This is a genomic window from Nocardia jinanensis, from assembly GCF_014645735.1.
In the GTDB taxonomy this organism is placed as follows: domain Bacteria; phylum Actinomycetota; class Actinomycetes; order Mycobacteriales; family Mycobacteriaceae; genus Nocardia; species Nocardia jinanensis.
Map to the genome: position 1 here is coordinate 114,581 of NZ_BMMH01000001.1, position 13,527 is coordinate 128,107.

The 13,527-nt window shown below is 67.9% G+C and carries 14 protein-coding genes; 10 read left to right on the forward strand and 4 right to left on the reverse strand.

The genetic code is table 11. From position 1 onward, the window contains the following. Positions 1-103 precede the first annotated feature (103 nt). Both IEY68_RS00515 and IEY68_RS00520 read left to right on the forward strand, forming a co-directional pair. Positions 104-685 carry a hypothetical protein gene (locus IEY68_RS00515; protein WP_058856486.1) on the forward strand — a complete coding sequence of 194 codons (582 nt, stop codon included), beginning with the start codon at positions 104-106 and terminating at the stop codon, positions 683-685. A gap of 1 nt (position 686) precedes the next feature. Beyond that, complete coding sequence (locus IEY68_RS00520; RefSeq protein WP_308434927.1) at positions 687-1,166, forward strand: organic hydroperoxide resistance protein; 480 nt, start codon at positions 687-689, stop codon at positions 1,164-1,166. A 391-nt stretch (positions 1,167-1,557) separates the two neighbouring features. Here IEY68_RS00520 and IEY68_RS00525 read toward each other — a convergent pair whose 3' ends face one another. Further along, positions 1,558-2,004: an SPW repeat domain-containing protein gene (locus tag IEY68_RS00525; protein ID WP_229718545.1), complete on the reverse strand. Its 447-nt coding sequence runs from the start codon at positions 2,002-2,004 to the stop codon at positions 1,558-1,560. Between the two features lie 98 nt (positions 2,005-2,102). On the opposite strand from IEY68_RS00525, the gene IEY68_RS00530 reads away from it, so the two are divergent. From IEY68_RS00530 to IEY68_RS00565, 8 genes are all read left to right on the forward strand, one after another. After that, complete coding sequence (locus IEY68_RS00530; protein ID WP_058856485.1) at positions 2,103-2,672, forward strand: TetR/AcrR family transcriptional regulator; 570 nt, start codon at positions 2,103-2,105, stop codon at positions 2,670-2,672. A gap of 483 nt (positions 2,673-3,155) precedes the next feature. After that, positions 3,156-3,347, forward strand: a complete 192-nt coding sequence (locus IEY68_RS00535) for a hypothetical protein (RefSeq protein WP_058856484.1) — start codon at positions 3,156-3,158, stop codon at positions 3,345-3,347. Positions 3,348-3,586: 239 nt separating this feature from the next. Beyond that, positions 3,587-4,033, forward strand: a complete 447-nt coding sequence (locus IEY68_RS00540; protein ID WP_058856483.1) for a protein kinase family protein — start codon at positions 3,587-3,589, stop codon at positions 4,031-4,033. Between the two features lie 236 nt (positions 4,034-4,269). Continuing rightward, positions 4,270-5,916 (forward strand): alkaline phosphatase D family protein, encoded by a 1,647-nt coding sequence (locus IEY68_RS00545; protein ID WP_229718546.1) that lies wholly within the window; start codon positions 4,270-4,272, stop codon positions 5,914-5,916. Positions 5,917-6,392: 476 nt separating this feature from the next. Further along, a complete protein-coding gene (locus IEY68_RS00550; RefSeq protein ID WP_058856482.1) occupies positions 6,393-7,481 on the forward strand; it encodes an ABC transporter substrate-binding protein in 1,089 nt (362 codons plus the stop codon). Then, positions 7,481-8,341, forward strand: a complete 861-nt coding sequence (locus tag IEY68_RS00555) for an ABC transporter permease (protein ID WP_189093962.1) — start codon at positions 7,481-7,483, stop codon at positions 8,339-8,341. The genes IEY68_RS00550 and IEY68_RS00555 overlap by 1 nt, the downstream gene beginning before the upstream one ends. Further along, positions 8,317-9,063: an ABC transporter ATP-binding protein gene (locus tag IEY68_RS00560; RefSeq protein WP_062995697.1), complete on the forward strand. Its 747-nt coding sequence runs from the start codon at positions 8,317-8,319 to the stop codon at positions 9,061-9,063. The genes IEY68_RS00555 and IEY68_RS00560 overlap by 25 nt, the downstream gene beginning before the upstream one ends. Further along, the gene (locus IEY68_RS00565) at positions 9,060-10,406 is read left to right on the forward strand and encodes an LLM class flavin-dependent oxidoreductase (protein WP_058853009.1); all 1,347 of its coding nucleotides are present in this window, start codon (positions 9,060-9,062) and stop codon (positions 10,404-10,406) included. The genes IEY68_RS00560 and IEY68_RS00565 overlap by 4 nt, the downstream gene beginning before the upstream one ends. A gap of 6 nt (positions 10,407-10,412) precedes the next feature. Here the strand turns inward: IEY68_RS00565 and IEY68_RS00570 are convergent, their stop codons facing one another. The 3 genes from IEY68_RS00570 to IEY68_RS00580 form a co-directional block, all read right to left on the reverse strand. Further along, positions 10,413-10,841, reverse strand: a complete 429-nt coding sequence (locus IEY68_RS00570) for a MarR family winged helix-turn-helix transcriptional regulator (RefSeq protein WP_058853010.1) — start codon at positions 10,839-10,841, stop codon at positions 10,413-10,415. Between the two features lie 191 nt (positions 10,842-11,032). Further along, positions 11,033-12,166 carry an LLM class flavin-dependent oxidoreductase gene (locus IEY68_RS00575; protein WP_058853011.1) on the reverse strand — a complete coding sequence of 378 codons (1,134 nt, stop codon included), beginning with the start codon at positions 12,164-12,166 and terminating at the stop codon, positions 11,033-11,035. Next, entirely contained in the window at positions 12,163-13,527 is a 1,365-nt protein-coding gene (locus IEY68_RS00580) for an NtaA/DmoA family FMN-dependent monooxygenase (protein ID WP_058853012.1), read from the reverse strand. The genes IEY68_RS00575 and IEY68_RS00580 overlap by 4 nt, the downstream gene beginning before the upstream one ends.

Sequence of the window (13,527 nt, forward strand, 5' to 3'; positions counted from 1 at the left end):
GTCTTGACAAGGCGGGCGTCAGCGCATCACACTCTGGTATACCGATCGTTCTTTCTCCCTGAATAGTCGCAACCGACCTCCTCGACCATCGAAAGAGAGTCTGATGTCCAGTTCAATCGAGACCAGCGTGGCCGGCACTGTCGCCGATACCACCAGCAGCACCGAGGGGCTGCGGAACCTGTACTACGCCCGCTTCGGATTCGCCATCGTCTGGGCAGCTCTGCTGATCCTCACCGCCGCGACACTCACCCCGGTCAGCATTGCGCTGTTGGTGATCTATCCCCTGTTCGATGTCACCGCGGCCGTGATCGACTTCCGCACCTCGGGCACCGCACGCCCGAAGGCGCCGCTGTACATCAATATGGCGGCGAGCCTGCTCACCGCCCTCGGACTGGCCGTGGCCGTCACCTCCGGCATTCCCGACGTCCTGCGGGTGTGGGGCGTCTGGGCGATTACCGCGGGCATCGTGCAGTTGATCGTCGCGATCTTGCGCTACCGGCTCGGTGGCCAATGGGCGATGATTCTCAGCGGCGCGATCTCCACCCTCGCCGGCGCAAGCTTCATCGCGGGCGCCGGTGCACCGAACCCGGCGCTCGTCCCCCTCGCCGGATACGCGACGCTGGGCGGCATCTTCTTCCTGATCTCGGCGATCCGCCTGCATCTCCGTACGGCCGAAACGCGGTGAGATGACCAGCAGTTTCGCACCGGAGAATCCACCACCGAAGGAGACCACCATCATGTCCGATTCCCTCTACACCGCCATCGCCACCTCGACCGGGGACGGCCGCGCCGGAGGACGCACAACCAGCGATGACGGCCTGATCGACCTCACCCTCGCCATCCCGGGTGAAATGGGCGGGCCGGGCGGGGCGACGAATCCCGAGCAGCTCTTCGCCGCCGGCTGGGCCGCCTGCTTCCACTCGGCCCTGAAGGCCGTCGCCGCCGGGCAGAAGATCACCTTCACCGATTCGGCCGTCGTCGCCGAGGTCAGCGTGCACCCGACCGAGCAGGGCGGTTTCAGCCTCGGCGCCGCACTACATGTGGAATTCCGCGGCATCGATCAGGACAGCGCCGACTCGCTCGTCGCGGCCGCACACGCGGTGTGCCCCTACTCCAATGCCACTCGCGGCAACATCCCCGTCACCGTCGACACCACGGTCGCCTGAACCGAATCGGCCCCGAAGGTGCCGCAGGCACCGCGGCCCCAGCAGAGGATGTAATTCTGTGCTCGCTCCTACTACGAAACTCACCAGCGGTGAACCGGGCCTGTCGTCGTGTCACCGTGTTACGAAGACCGCGTCGATGCCGTCGTCCGGAAACCCCTCCAGCCCAAGGGCAGTTCGACGCGACCGGCCCATATATCGGCGACCAGGTGGGCATAGCCTTCGCACGCCTGGCCGAGATGGAATTACGCCGTGCGACGAAGGCGCAGATCCATGGAGTAGCGAACGGCCCACCGAGCATCGACGTACCGCGTCGCGACCTGGTCGATGACCTGACCGAGCGAATGGCCCCGGACTCCGAGGGCGCTGCCGGGGCGGCTCCGGCCGCCGGCACTCATGCCGCACTACCCGACCCACGGATGCGACCGGTGCCGGCGACCTCACGTTGCGCGAGCTGGCGCAGCCGGTAGGTCACCAGCTCGTCGACCCGCTCGGTCTCGGCAACATTGGCGGCTTCGTCGCTCACATAGGCCGTGCCCGCCAGTAGCGCGAGAAGCAGACCGGTGGTCCAGGCCACCCACCCCGCGCCATCCGCGGCAAACCCACCCACCCAGGGCGAGATGAAGAGCATGAGCCCGATTACCGACAGGGCCCAGTGATCCTTCGTGGGATTTCGTGCGAGTAGCGACCACATCGCATATATGGCGGTCAGCGCGCCCAATCCGAGCGTGAGACTGGCGCCGGCCGAAGACGTGTCGGCCCACGCCGGGGTCGCCGCGGTCACCAGCCCCAGGGTCATTGCCCCCCATCCGACGAGCCAGTTCTTGTCCATGGTCCTCATGGCATACCTCCTTATCGCTACGCTACACGTATCGTAGCGCAGATGGTTGGCATGATGGACCGGGTTGTGAGGCACCGGACACAGAGGCAGGAGACCCGATGACCGAGGCACCGGCACCCCGGGACGAACGGATCACCGCCGCGACATTGGAGTTGCTTCGCGCCAAAGGGCCGAAGGCGGTGACCGTCGAGGCCGTCGCCGCCCTGTCCGGGGTGGCGAAGACTACGATCTACCGCCGATACAGCAATCGCGGTGACATGCTCACTTCCTCGTTGCGTTCGATCGCCGAGCCGGAGCCACTCCCGGATACCGCCGGCTTGCCGACAGTGCTGCGATGGGTTGTCGAACAATCCCTGCATGTCGTCGACGCGAGTATCGGAGCGGGCGGAGTGGCCGCGCTGCTCACCGACGACGATCCGGAATTCACCACACTGATCCGCTCGCTGCTCGTCCAGCATCGCCGCCGGCTGGCCGAAGCGCTGAGCGGGGCACTCGCGGCGAAGACACCGCGATCGGACCTCGATATCGAAACTTTCCTCGACATGATCGTCGGCGCCTACCTCGCGGAAACCGCCCGCAGCGGCAGCGTCCGAGACGACTGGAGCGAGCGGGTGCTGTCTGTCGTCGATGCCGTCACCACTACCGAGGCAGATCCCGGCACCGGCTGACGATCCGACCGGCCCGGCCGGAAGGGCACGACGACGACGGCCGGACTCCGTGTTCATCCGGCTCCGGCGTGGCGTGAACCCGAATACGCCACACGGCCGGAGGAACACCGGACGATTCGCGCGAATCAGGCGATTTCGCCGGGCGACCCCAGAATTCCGGTTGCGCAGCACCGAGACGTTCCGGATGGTTACCTGATGCGACCACGAACCCCAGAACAGACAATGCCCGATTCCCTACCACCGGAGGAACGCCCGGATCTGATCGGCTGGCGCCGCCGGCACGCCCAGCGCTCGTCGAACGCCGCCCGGCCGATCCCGTCGGGTAAGCAGTATCGGCGGAGACCGAAGCACCAGGATCCGGGCGCTCACCACTGACGAGACGAGGTGCCCGGACCACCGATCGGCTGATCCGCGAAACATCCGGCCCGGCAGCCGCGATACCCGACCGACGGGCCTTTCTCATTCCCCAGCCCCGGAGCGGCCATGAGCGATACCAGCGAGCGCGACACCGACGTCATGTGGATGCGCGACGACCTGCGACATGCCTGCCGCCTGCTCGGCCTCGACGACCGGCACGGCGCCTGGATCGCCTGCGAATTCGCACCCTGGGCGGTCGGCTACCTCGCCTGCCGGGTGAACCGCGCTCTTCGGCTCCAGGAGATCGAGGCGGCCTGAGGAGCGACACCGGAAGCGTAAATACTCGCACAGTCGCAGCCGTTCTCTATATCGCGCTCCGCATCGACAACTGATATCCGCTGCGCACGCCCGACTATCTTGCCTGCTGGTCCGCGGCCGCCGCGCTGGTCCTCCGCGCCGATCGCGTCGATGGCCGCGCATCGTGACCGGCGCACAGCGCACCCGACCCCACCGGCGAGCCGACGACGGCGGCACAGCGTTCGGTATGCGACGCGCTGGTGGGCGGGTTCGATCGCTATCTCGCACTGGTGGACACCGATGCGCGCGGACTGGTGCGCGGTGACTACCGGCTGGACAACATGCTGTTCGGCGCCGCGGCCGCGGAACGGCCACTGACCGTGATGGATTGGCAGGGTGTCATGCGTGGGCCGGCATCGACCGTTCTCGCGTATTTCCTCGGGGCGCACTTGCCGCTCGAGGACCGCCGGGACGGCTACGACGAGCTGCTACGGGTCTATCACCATGCTCTGGAGGCGGATTCGGCGGTCACACCGGCGCAGGCGCGGGAATCGGAGCGCCGGCAGAGTTTCATGGGGGTGGTGATATCGATCGCGGCTTCGGTGGTCGTGGAACGCACCGCCCGGGGCGACGAACTGTTCGCCACCCTGCCGGCCCGGCACTGCGCCCATGTCCTCGATACCGGCGCACTGGAATTGCTCGGGTAACGGGACTGCCCGGCACAGGTACGAGGCGGGGTCGGACGGGCGGCAAGTATCGGACGTGCGCCGAACAGCAGTGCGCCGGGCCGCCGCGCGGGAGTTCCTCGCGGCGCGGCTGCCGCTCGTAGGGGTCTGCTGGACGCGCCGGGGCCGGTCGATGACATGGCGGAACAGCGGTTCAGCGGTCCTCGCGACACGCCCCGAGTTGCCGATTCCGGTTCCATCGGCTGTTATCTGAAAATGTGAGCGGAAACGGCATCGTTTCGAAAATCGGATTCCCGGGCGCACTGGACCGCCGGACCGTATTGCGGGCCGGGGCGGTGACCGCGGCCGCGGCTGCCCTACCGGTGACCGCCGCGGCCGCAGCGGGCCCGGTGTTCGCGCACGGCGTCGCCTCCGGCGATCCGCTGCCCGACGGTGTGATCCTCTGGACCCGGGTCACGGTGGGACCGGAGGCCGTCCCCGGTTCGGGAGCCGGCGATCCGGCCGCCGTGCATTGGGAGATCGCCGAGGACTCCGGGTTCACCGGCGTGGTCGCCGCCGGGTCCCTGACAGCCGACGCGGAATCGGACCATACGGTGAAGGTGGACGTGCGCGGCCTGGATCCGGCGCACGACTACTACTACCGGTTCCGGGCGCTCGGTGCGACCTCCGCTATCGGCCGGACCCGGACCGCCCCGGCGGATTCGTCCTCCCCTGCCCGGCTGCGTTTCGGTGTGGTCTCCTGTTCGAACTGGGAGGCGGGCTATTTCGCCGCCTACCGTCATCTCGCCGCCCGCGACGACCTCGATGCGGTAGTCCATCTGGGCGATTACCTCTACGAGTACGGGGCAGAATCCGCCGGCGGCCGCGGCGGCGCGGTCCGGCGGCACGAACCGGCGCACGAGATCGTCGTGCTCGCCGACTACCGGATCCGGCACGGACAGTACAAAACCGACCCCGACCTCATGGCCTTGCACGCTCGGGTGCCGTTCGTCTGTACCTGGGACGATCACGAATCCGCGAACAACGCCTGGTCCGGCGGTGCGGAGAATCACGACCCCGCGACCGAGGGCAGCTGGGCGGACCGGCGGGCCGCGTCGATGCGCGCGTATTCGGAATGGATGCCGGTGCGGATCCAGTTCGCCGCCGGGGAGACGCGGATCTACCGGCGGCTGCGATTCGGCACCCTGGCCGAACTGTCCATGCTGGATCTACGCAGTTACCGGGACCGGCAGCCCGAACTCGGCACCCGGGACGGGGACGACCCCGCGCGCACGATGACCGGTACGCGCCAGATGGAGTGGCTCACCGCGGGCTTGGTATCGGGTTCCGCGCGTTGGCAGGTGGTCGGCAACTCGGTCATGATCGCGCCACTGGCGTTCCCACCGCTGGACCCGGACACCGCCGCCGCGGTCACCGCCGTCTTCGGAATCCCGCGGGAGGGTTTCGCACCCAACACCGACCAGTGGGACGGCTACCCCGCCGACCGGCGGCGGCTACTCCAGGCGCTCACCGACCGCGGGGTCAGCGATATCGTCTTCCTCACCGGAGATATCCACAGCTCCTGGGCCGCCGACGTCCCGCTGGAGGCCGCCCGTTATCCGACCGGCCCCACCGCGGGAGCCGAGTTCGTGGTCCCGTCGGTGACCTCGGCCGGAATCGGGGATCTGCTGCCCACCCCACCGCGTACGGGTTCGGTCGCACTGGAGGATTCGGTCCGCGCACTCAACCCGCATATCCGCTACACCGAAATCGATTCGCACGGTTACGGCGTGGTCGAGATCGTGCCCGACCTGGTGCGAATGGACTGGTACTACGTCGCCGATATCACCGATGCCGGCACCGCGGTCCGGCTCGCCGCCGCATGGGAGCTGCCGCACGGCGGCCGTATCCGTCCCGCGGGGTGACGCGCTACACGCGGGGTGACGCGCTCGCCTTGTGCGGTCGATAGGCGCGGTCACCGATAGTGCCATGAGCCCCACAGGTCGATCGAGGCATATCGCCGCCCACAGTCCCTCCGGCCGAACCGGCCTCCGTGGTCGGGCCCACCCCGGTTCCGGAGCGCCGACGCGCAACGACCGAACGGCCCGCGCCCGAGACACCCGAGACCACCGACCACCACAAAGCCGCCATCCCCACGCTGATCAAGGCGCACGCTCGCATGCACCTTTCGTCTACTCCGGATGGTCAGCATCCGTGGGCGGGGCCCGCCCCGGTTCTGGAGCGACGTAGCGAAGGAGCGCAGCGACTGAGCGAAGGAGTGAAGAACCGGGGTTAATAGGGCCCCGCCCCCGCGGCGCCGAAGGCGCCGCAAATAAACACAGTTCGGATCACGGTCGAATTAATCATTCCCCTGCGGCTGTGACATTGTTTCAATGCCGCTATGCACCAGTCTCGTTCCCTTGCCGCGCGTTTCCGTTTCAGGTCGGTCGCGATGCTGCTCGCTGTCGCCGCTGCCGGAATGGCGCTGACCGGGTGCAACAGCAGCGACCAACCCGGTGTCGCGGCTCTGGATACGCCGCTACCCACCGAGGTTCCGCCCGGCACCACCCTGGTGGTCGCCGATCAGCAGGAGCGGTTCCAGACGGCGCTGCGTGCCTCCGGCGAGCTCGAGAAATTGCCGTTCAAAGTGGAGTTCGCGAATTTCATCGGCGGTCCGGAGATTCTGGAGGCGTTCCGGGCCGGGGCGGCCGATGTGGCTCCGGTGGGTGATGTGCCGCCGATCCATGCGCTGGCCGCCGGTCAGGATGTGCCTATCATCGCCGCGTATCAGACAGATCCGGCGGGTATCAAACTCGCTGTCGCTCCGGGTGTGACGGCGACCCGGTTGACGGATCTGAAGGGTAAGAAGATCGCCTACGCCGAGGGCACCGCCCAGCAGGCCGCGATTCTGCGCGCATTGGACAAGGCCGGTCTGAGCACTTCCGATGTCGAGCTCGTGAACTTGAAGCTGGCCGATTTCAACGACGCGGTCCGGACCGGGCAGGTCGATATCGCACCGTTGAACGAGCCCCGGCTGACCCGGTTCCTGCGTACTCCGGGTGCCACGGTGATCGCCGATTCGGAAACCACGGGCATCTACTTCGGCCTGGGCTATCTGTATGCCCGGCGGGAGGCCACCCAGGATCCGGCGAAATCCGCGGCGCTGCGCGCACTGGTGGGGGCGTTCGTCCGATCGTTCCACTGGACCAACACTCATCGTGACGAGTGGGCCCGGATCTACTACATCGAGAATCAGAAGCTCAGCGCCGAGGACGCGGGACGGATCGTCGACTCTCTCGGGGAGTTCACGTTTCCCCATCTGGATCAGAAATTGATCGACGCGCAGCAGGCGACCATCGATGTCATCGCCGCGGCCGGTCAGTTGCCGCGCAAGGTCGAGGCCGCGGACGGTTTCGATACGCGGTTCGACCAGGCGATCACCGAGACCGTCCCCGCGGTGGGCGCACGATTCGAACAGGAGGCACGGTAGTGGCTACCTTGGGTATCTCCGCGGGCGCGCGGGCCGGTTCCGCCCCGCTCGCGGCACCGGCCCGGGCTGCCCGGGCCCGCCGCCGGGTCCGGCTCGGGCCCGGCCGGCCGATCCCCTTCGGCTTCGCGCTGGGGCCCGTATTACTGCTGGCCGCCTGGGTGATCGGTTCGCTGTCGGGCGTGCTCGACGCCGAAACCCTCCCGGCGCCGTGGGATGTGGCCCGGACCGCGGGCGATCTGATCGCTGAGGGCACCCTTCAATCCAATCTGCTGACCTCGCTGCAGCGGGCCGCGATCGGTCTCGTGCTCGGTGTCTCGATCGGCGTGGTACTCGCCCTGGTTTCCGGTCTGAGCCGGGTCGGTGAGGCACTCGTCGACGGCCCGGTGCAGATCAAGCGTTCCATTCCGACCCTCGCGTTGATCCCGTTGTTCATCGTGTGGTTCGGGATCGGCGAGGAGATGAAACTCATCGTCATCACCGCCAGTGTGCTGGTGCCGGTGTACATCAATACGCATGCCTCGCTGCGCGGCGTCGATGCCCGGTATGTGGAGTTGGCGCAAACGGTCGGGTTGTCCCGCTGGGGTTTCATCCGCCGGGTGGCGCTGCCCGGTTCGCTGCCGGGTTTCTTCACCGGACTGCGGCTGGCGGTCACCATCTCCTGGCTGGCCCTGGTGGTGGTGGAACAGGTGAACGCCACCAGCGGTATCGGTTATCTGATGACCCAGGCACGCACCTACGGACAGATCGACGTGATCGTGGTCGGGCTGGTGATCTATGGACTGCTGGGCCTATTCGGTGATCTCGCCGTCCGTGCGCTGGAGAGGAGGGCCCTGGCATGGCGACAGACACTGTCGGACTGACCGTGAAGGTTCGCGACCTGCGGCGCGGTTTCGGCGACCGGATCGTGCTGCACGGTGTAGATCTCGATATCGCGCGGGGCGAGTTCGTGGCACTGCTGGGCCGCAGCGGCTCGGGTAAGAGCACCCTGCTGCGCGCCCTCGGCGAACTGGATCACGGTGTCGCCGGTGACGGTGAGCTGACCGTCCCGCAGGAGCGCTCGGTGGTGTTCCAGGATTCCCGGCTGCTGCCGTGGATCAAGGTGCTCGAGAATGTCACGCTCGGCCTGACCGGTCCGGGGGCCGCGCAACGCGGCCGCGACGCGCTGGCCGAGGTCGGTCTGGCCGGCCGGGAGAAGGCCTGGCCCCGGGAGCTGTCCGGCGGCGAACAGCAGCGGGTGGCGCTGGCCCGGTCACTGGTACGCGAGCCGGCGCTGCTGCTCGCCGACGAACCGTTCGGCGCGCTGGACGCGCTGACCCGGATCCGCATGCACGGATTGCTGCAGGACCTGTGCGCGCGGCACCGCCCGGCGGTGCTGCTGGTCACCCACGATGTCGACGAGGCGGTCCTGCTCGCCGATCGGGTGCTGGTCCTGGACGAGGGCCGTATCGCGGTCGATCTGTCCATCGAGCAGGCCCGGCCGCGCCGGCACGGCGATCCCGCCGTCGCCCACTACCGCGAACAACTCCTGACCGCGCTCGGTGTCTCCACCGACCCCATTCCGTACGAGGACGATTCACGATGACCGAACCACGCCGGCTGAGTCTCAACGCGTTCATCTACCCGGCCGGGCATCACGAGGCGGCCTGGCGTCATCCGGCCAGCCGCCCGGACCGGATCTACGATGTCGGCTACTACCAGGAGATCGCCCGGACCGCCGAGGCCGCCACCTTCGACGCGGTGTTCTTCGCCGACGGACCGGCGCTGCGGACCAATGTCGCCTACAACGCGGCGCCCGGCCTCGAACCGATCACGCTGCTCACCGCGATCGCCGCGGCGACCACGCATCTGGGTCTGATCGCCACCGCGTCGACAACCTACTACGAGCCCTACAATTTGGCCCGGCTGTTCTCCTCCCTGGACCATATCTCCGGCGGCCGGGCCGGTTGGAACATCGTCACCACCGGCACCGATCTGGCCGCCGCCAACTTCGGACTCGACCGGCACCCCGACCACACCGAGCGCTACGCCCGGGCCCGCGAATTCGTGGACGCGGTCACGGCACTGTGGGACAGCTGGGAGGACGACGCCATCCTGCTGGACCGTGCCGGGGGCCGGTACGCGGATCCGGACAAGATCCATCCCATCGATTTCGCGGGCGAGTACCTGCGGGTGCGCGGACCTTTCAATTCGGCGCGCACCCCACAGGGGTATCCGGTGCTGGTGCAGGCGGGGGCGTCCAACGACGGTCGCGCCTTCGCCGGCCGGTACGCAGAGGCGATCTTCACCGCGCATCAGCGGCTCGGCGACGCCCAGGCTTTCTACAGCGATATCAAGCGGCGGGCGGTGGAGTTCGGACGCGAGCCCGAGCATGTGAAGATCCTGCCCGGGATCAGTCCGTTCATCGCGGGCACCGAGAGCGAAGCGAAACAGCTGGAACGCGAGTTCAACGAGCTCACTGTGCCCGAGTACGGCATCAAACAGCTGGAATCCCTCGCGCACGAATCGCTGCGGCATCTCGAGCTCGACGAACCGGTGCCGGTCGAACTGTTCGCCGACGCCGGTGATGTCACCGACAACTCGGCCAGCCGACGTCAGGTCGTGGCCGGGATCGTCGAGCGGGAGCGGCCGACCCTGCGCGGTCTGCTGCACCGGCTGGCCGGGGCGCGCGGGCACCGGGTGTTCGCGGGTACGCCGGAGCAGGTGGCAGACACCTTCGAGGAATGGTTCCGGTCCGGTGCGGCCGACGGTTTCAATGTGATGCCGCCCTACTATCCCGGTGGCCTGGAAGTCTTCGCCGAGACCGTGGTGCCCATCCTGCGGCAGCGCGGCCTGTTCCGCACCGAGTACACCGGCACCACACTGCGCGACCATTTCGGGCTACCCAAACCCGCGAGCCGTTTCGCACCACAGCCGGTGGCCGGGTAGCGGCTGCTACCGCGAACCGCCGCGATCGGACAGGGCGGTCACCAGATCGGCTGCGGCAGCGGCGAGTTCGATGCGGGCGACGTGTGGCAGGGTCGCGGCCAGTCTTCCGGCGATGGCCGCGTGGATCTCCTCGCCGATCGCCACGCCCGCGGCGGTCGGCGCCACCCGGCTGACCCGGCGATCGGCCGGATCCGGCTGCCGCGCTAGGTAACCGCGGCGCTCCAGCCGGTCCACCATGCCGGTGATGTTGGTCTTGTCGCAGCCGAGCGCCGCGGCGAGTTCGCCGAAGGTCGGGCGCTGGTTCTGTACCAGGCAGAGCAGGGCGATCTGCTGGGCGGTGAGACCGAATTCCCGGGCTATCGCACCGTAGAACGCGTTCACCTCACGGTAGAGCCCGCCGAGAGCGGCAACCAGGTCGTGATCGTTCACTGCCACAACGAGCAGTTTAGTTGATCGACAGTTGATGGGGCATGGTAGTTAGTCGACGCTATCGACTAACTACCATATCATCTACTTCTGGAGGTGCGCTCTCGTGTCCGAGGCCGCGGCGCGCTGGATCACCGGCACGACGCTACCTGCCTCGCGGGGCGCCTTCCGGTCGCCGGCGTGCGCGGATACCGTCCGGGCTATGCGGCGCGAACCCGAGACAGGCCCCACTCCTCGGCGAGAAGACGATGTGAGGTGAGACGGTCCTCGTGCCGATAAGTGACGCTGGTGACGACCAATTCGTCGGCACCGGTCAGATCACGCAGTGCGGACAGGCGCGCGGCGACCGAGGCGGGGGTTCCGACGAACTGGGTGTTCACCCGGTCGTCGACGAGCCGCTGCTGATAATCGGTCAGCGGCGGCGCGGTATCCGGATCGAGGTATTCCGCGGCCCCCGCGCCACTGCGGATACTGGAAACCCAATGCCCGTAGGTGGAGGCCAGGTGCCGGGCCCGCGAATCGTCCGCGGCCACTACCACATCGGCCGAGACCACCAGATACGGCTCCGGATAGCGCCCCGAGGGCCGGAACGCCTTCCGGTAGGCCTCGACGGTTTCCACCACGGTCCCCGGTGAGACGTGGTAATTCGCCACGAACGGCAGCCCCAGCGACCCGGCGAGCTGAGCGCTCTCACCACCGCTACTACCGAACAACCACAGTTCGACGCCGGCGCCCTCCCCCGGAACAGCATGCAGGGCGATACCGCCGGGGGTGGTGAACGTACCGGCGAGCAGGGCGCGGATCTCGGCGACCTGCCGGGCGTATTCGAGCGGTTCGGCGCCCGGCAGTCGCAGCGCCTCCAGCGAAGCCACCAGCCGGGTCGTATCGCGGATCTGCGTCGGCGCGAACGGCGGCGGCACGACCACCCCGTCGTGTACCACGGTCGGGCGGGGTGGAGCTGGTGCCGGCGGCGCCCCCGGCGAGCGGAGCTGCTCGATCCGGTGCGCCGAACGACCCAATCCCAGATCGAGCCGGCCGGGGTAGAGAGCATCGATGGTGCCGAACGATTCGACCACCGAGGCCGAGGTCCGGTACCCGGCCTGCACCGCGGCCGAACCGACCCGGATGGTCTCGGTGGCACCGGCGATAAGAGCGATCAGTTCGGTCGGCGCCGAGGAGGCGACCGCGACGAAATGATGTTCGGCCACCCAGAACCGCCGGTACCCCCACGCCTCGGCGCGCCTGGCGAGGTCGACTGTATTGCGGATCGCCTGCCGCGCAGTCGATCCGGTGCTTATCGGCGAGAGGTCCAGCACGGACAAGGGAACTGTCATGAGGCACGCACTTTCTCGTCGGCTCGATGGGGATGGCGCAGACCCAGGTGTTCGCGCAGAGTCGCGCCGGTGTACTCGGTACGGAAATTGCCCCGGTCCTGGAGTTCCGGAACCACCTTGTCGACGAATTCGTCCAGTCCGGCCGGGGTGAGGTGGGGTACCAGGATGAATCCGTCGGCGGCGTCCTCCTGCACATAGCGGTCGATTTCGGCGGCGACCTCCGCCGGTGAGCCGACGAACTGCTGGCGCGCGGTGACCTCGATGATCAGCTCCCGGATGGACAGGTTCTCCGCCTCGGCCCGTTCCCGCCACTGCTGCGCCACCGCCCGCGGATCCCGGGCGTGCCGCACCCGGCCCCGGGTGATGTTCACATCGTCGAGCGGTTCGATATCGGGCAGCGGCCCCTCGGGGTCGTAGGCGGAGAGGTCGCGACCCCAGACCTGTTCCAGGAAGGCGATCGCGGTCTGCGGGCCGACCTGTTGCCGCCGGATGTGCTGGGCGCGCTCCTCGGCATCCGCGCGGTTGTCGCCGAGGACGAAGGTGGCCGCCGGCAGGATCAGCAGATCGTCGCGACTACGGCCGTACTTGGCGAGTCGGCCCTTCATATCGGTGTAGAACTCCTGTCCCGCGGCGAGTTCGCCGTGCCGGCTGAAGATGGCGTCCGCGGTGGCGGCACCGAATTCGCGCCCCTCCTCGGAATCGCCGGCCTGCAACTGCACCGGGTAGCCCTGCGGACTGCGCGGGAGTACAAAAGTTCCCTCGATATCGAACTGTTCACTCCGATAACGGAACTCGGGCAGCGGCCGGGTGAACACGCCCCGCGCCCGGTCGACCACGAGCGCATCGACGGGCCAGCTGTCCCACAGCGTGCGGGTCGCGGCCACCACCTGCTCGGCCCGCGTGTATCGCTCGGCGTGCTCGAGATATCCGCCCCGGCGGAAGTTCTCGCCGGTGAAGGCGTCCGACGAGGTGACCGCGTTCCAGGCGGCGCGGCCGCCGGAGAGGTGATCCAGGGTCGCGAACTGTTTCGCCAGTTCGAACGGTTCGTTGAAGGTGGTATTGATGGTGCCCGCCAGGCCCAGCCGGGTCGTGACCCCGGCGAGCGCGTTGAGCACCGCGAACGTATCGGGCCGCCCGACCACGTCCAGATCGTGGATCCGGCCGCGGTGCTCGCGCAGCCGCAGTCCTTCGGCGAGGAAGAAGAGATCGAACAGTCCGCGCTCGGCCGTCCGGGCCAGATGCGTGAAGGAGTCGAAGTCGATCTGGCTACCGGATTCGGGATCGGTCCAGACGGTGGTGTTGTTGACGCCCGGGAAATGGGCAGCCAGATGGATCTGCTTACCCGACTGGGTCTTCGGCAT

Bases quoted from the DNA above. Each gene is read 5' to 3' on its own strand.
- IEY68_RS00515 (WP_058856486.1), top strand. From the start codon at position 104: ATGTCCAGTTCAATCGAGACCAGCGTGGCCGGCACTGTCGCCGATACC.
- IEY68_RS00520 (WP_308434927.1), top strand. From the start codon at position 687: ATGACCAGCAGTTTCGCACCGGAGAATCCACCACCGAAGGAGACCACC.
- IEY68_RS00525 (WP_229718545.1), bottom strand. From the start codon at position 2,004: ATGAGGACCATGGACAAGAACTGGCTCGTCGGATGGGGGGCAATGACC.
- IEY68_RS00530 (WP_058856485.1), top strand. From the start codon at position 2,103: ATGACCGAGGCACCGGCACCCCGGGACGAACGGATCACCGCCGCGACA.
- IEY68_RS00535 (WP_058856484.1), top strand. From the start codon at position 3,156: ATGAGCGATACCAGCGAGCGCGACACCGACGTCATGTGGATGCGCGAC.
- IEY68_RS00550 (WP_058856482.1), top strand. From the start codon at position 6,393: ATGCACCAGTCTCGTTCCCTTGCCGCGCGTTTCCGTTTCAGGTCGGTC.
- IEY68_RS00560 (WP_062995697.1), top strand. From the start codon at position 8,317: ATGGCGACAGACACTGTCGGACTGACCGTGAAGGTTCGCGACCTGCGG.
- IEY68_RS00565 (WP_058853009.1), top strand. From the start codon at position 9,060: ATGACCGAACCACGCCGGCTGAGTCTCAACGCGTTCATCTACCCGGCC.
- IEY68_RS00575 (WP_058853011.1), bottom strand. From the start codon at position 12,166: ATGACAGTTCCCTTGTCCGTGCTGGACCTCTCGCCGATAAGCACCGGA.
- IEY68_RS00580 (WP_058853012.1), bottom strand. From the start codon at position 13,527: ATGCCGAAGACCCAGTCGGGTAAGCAGATCCATCTGGCTGCCCATTTC.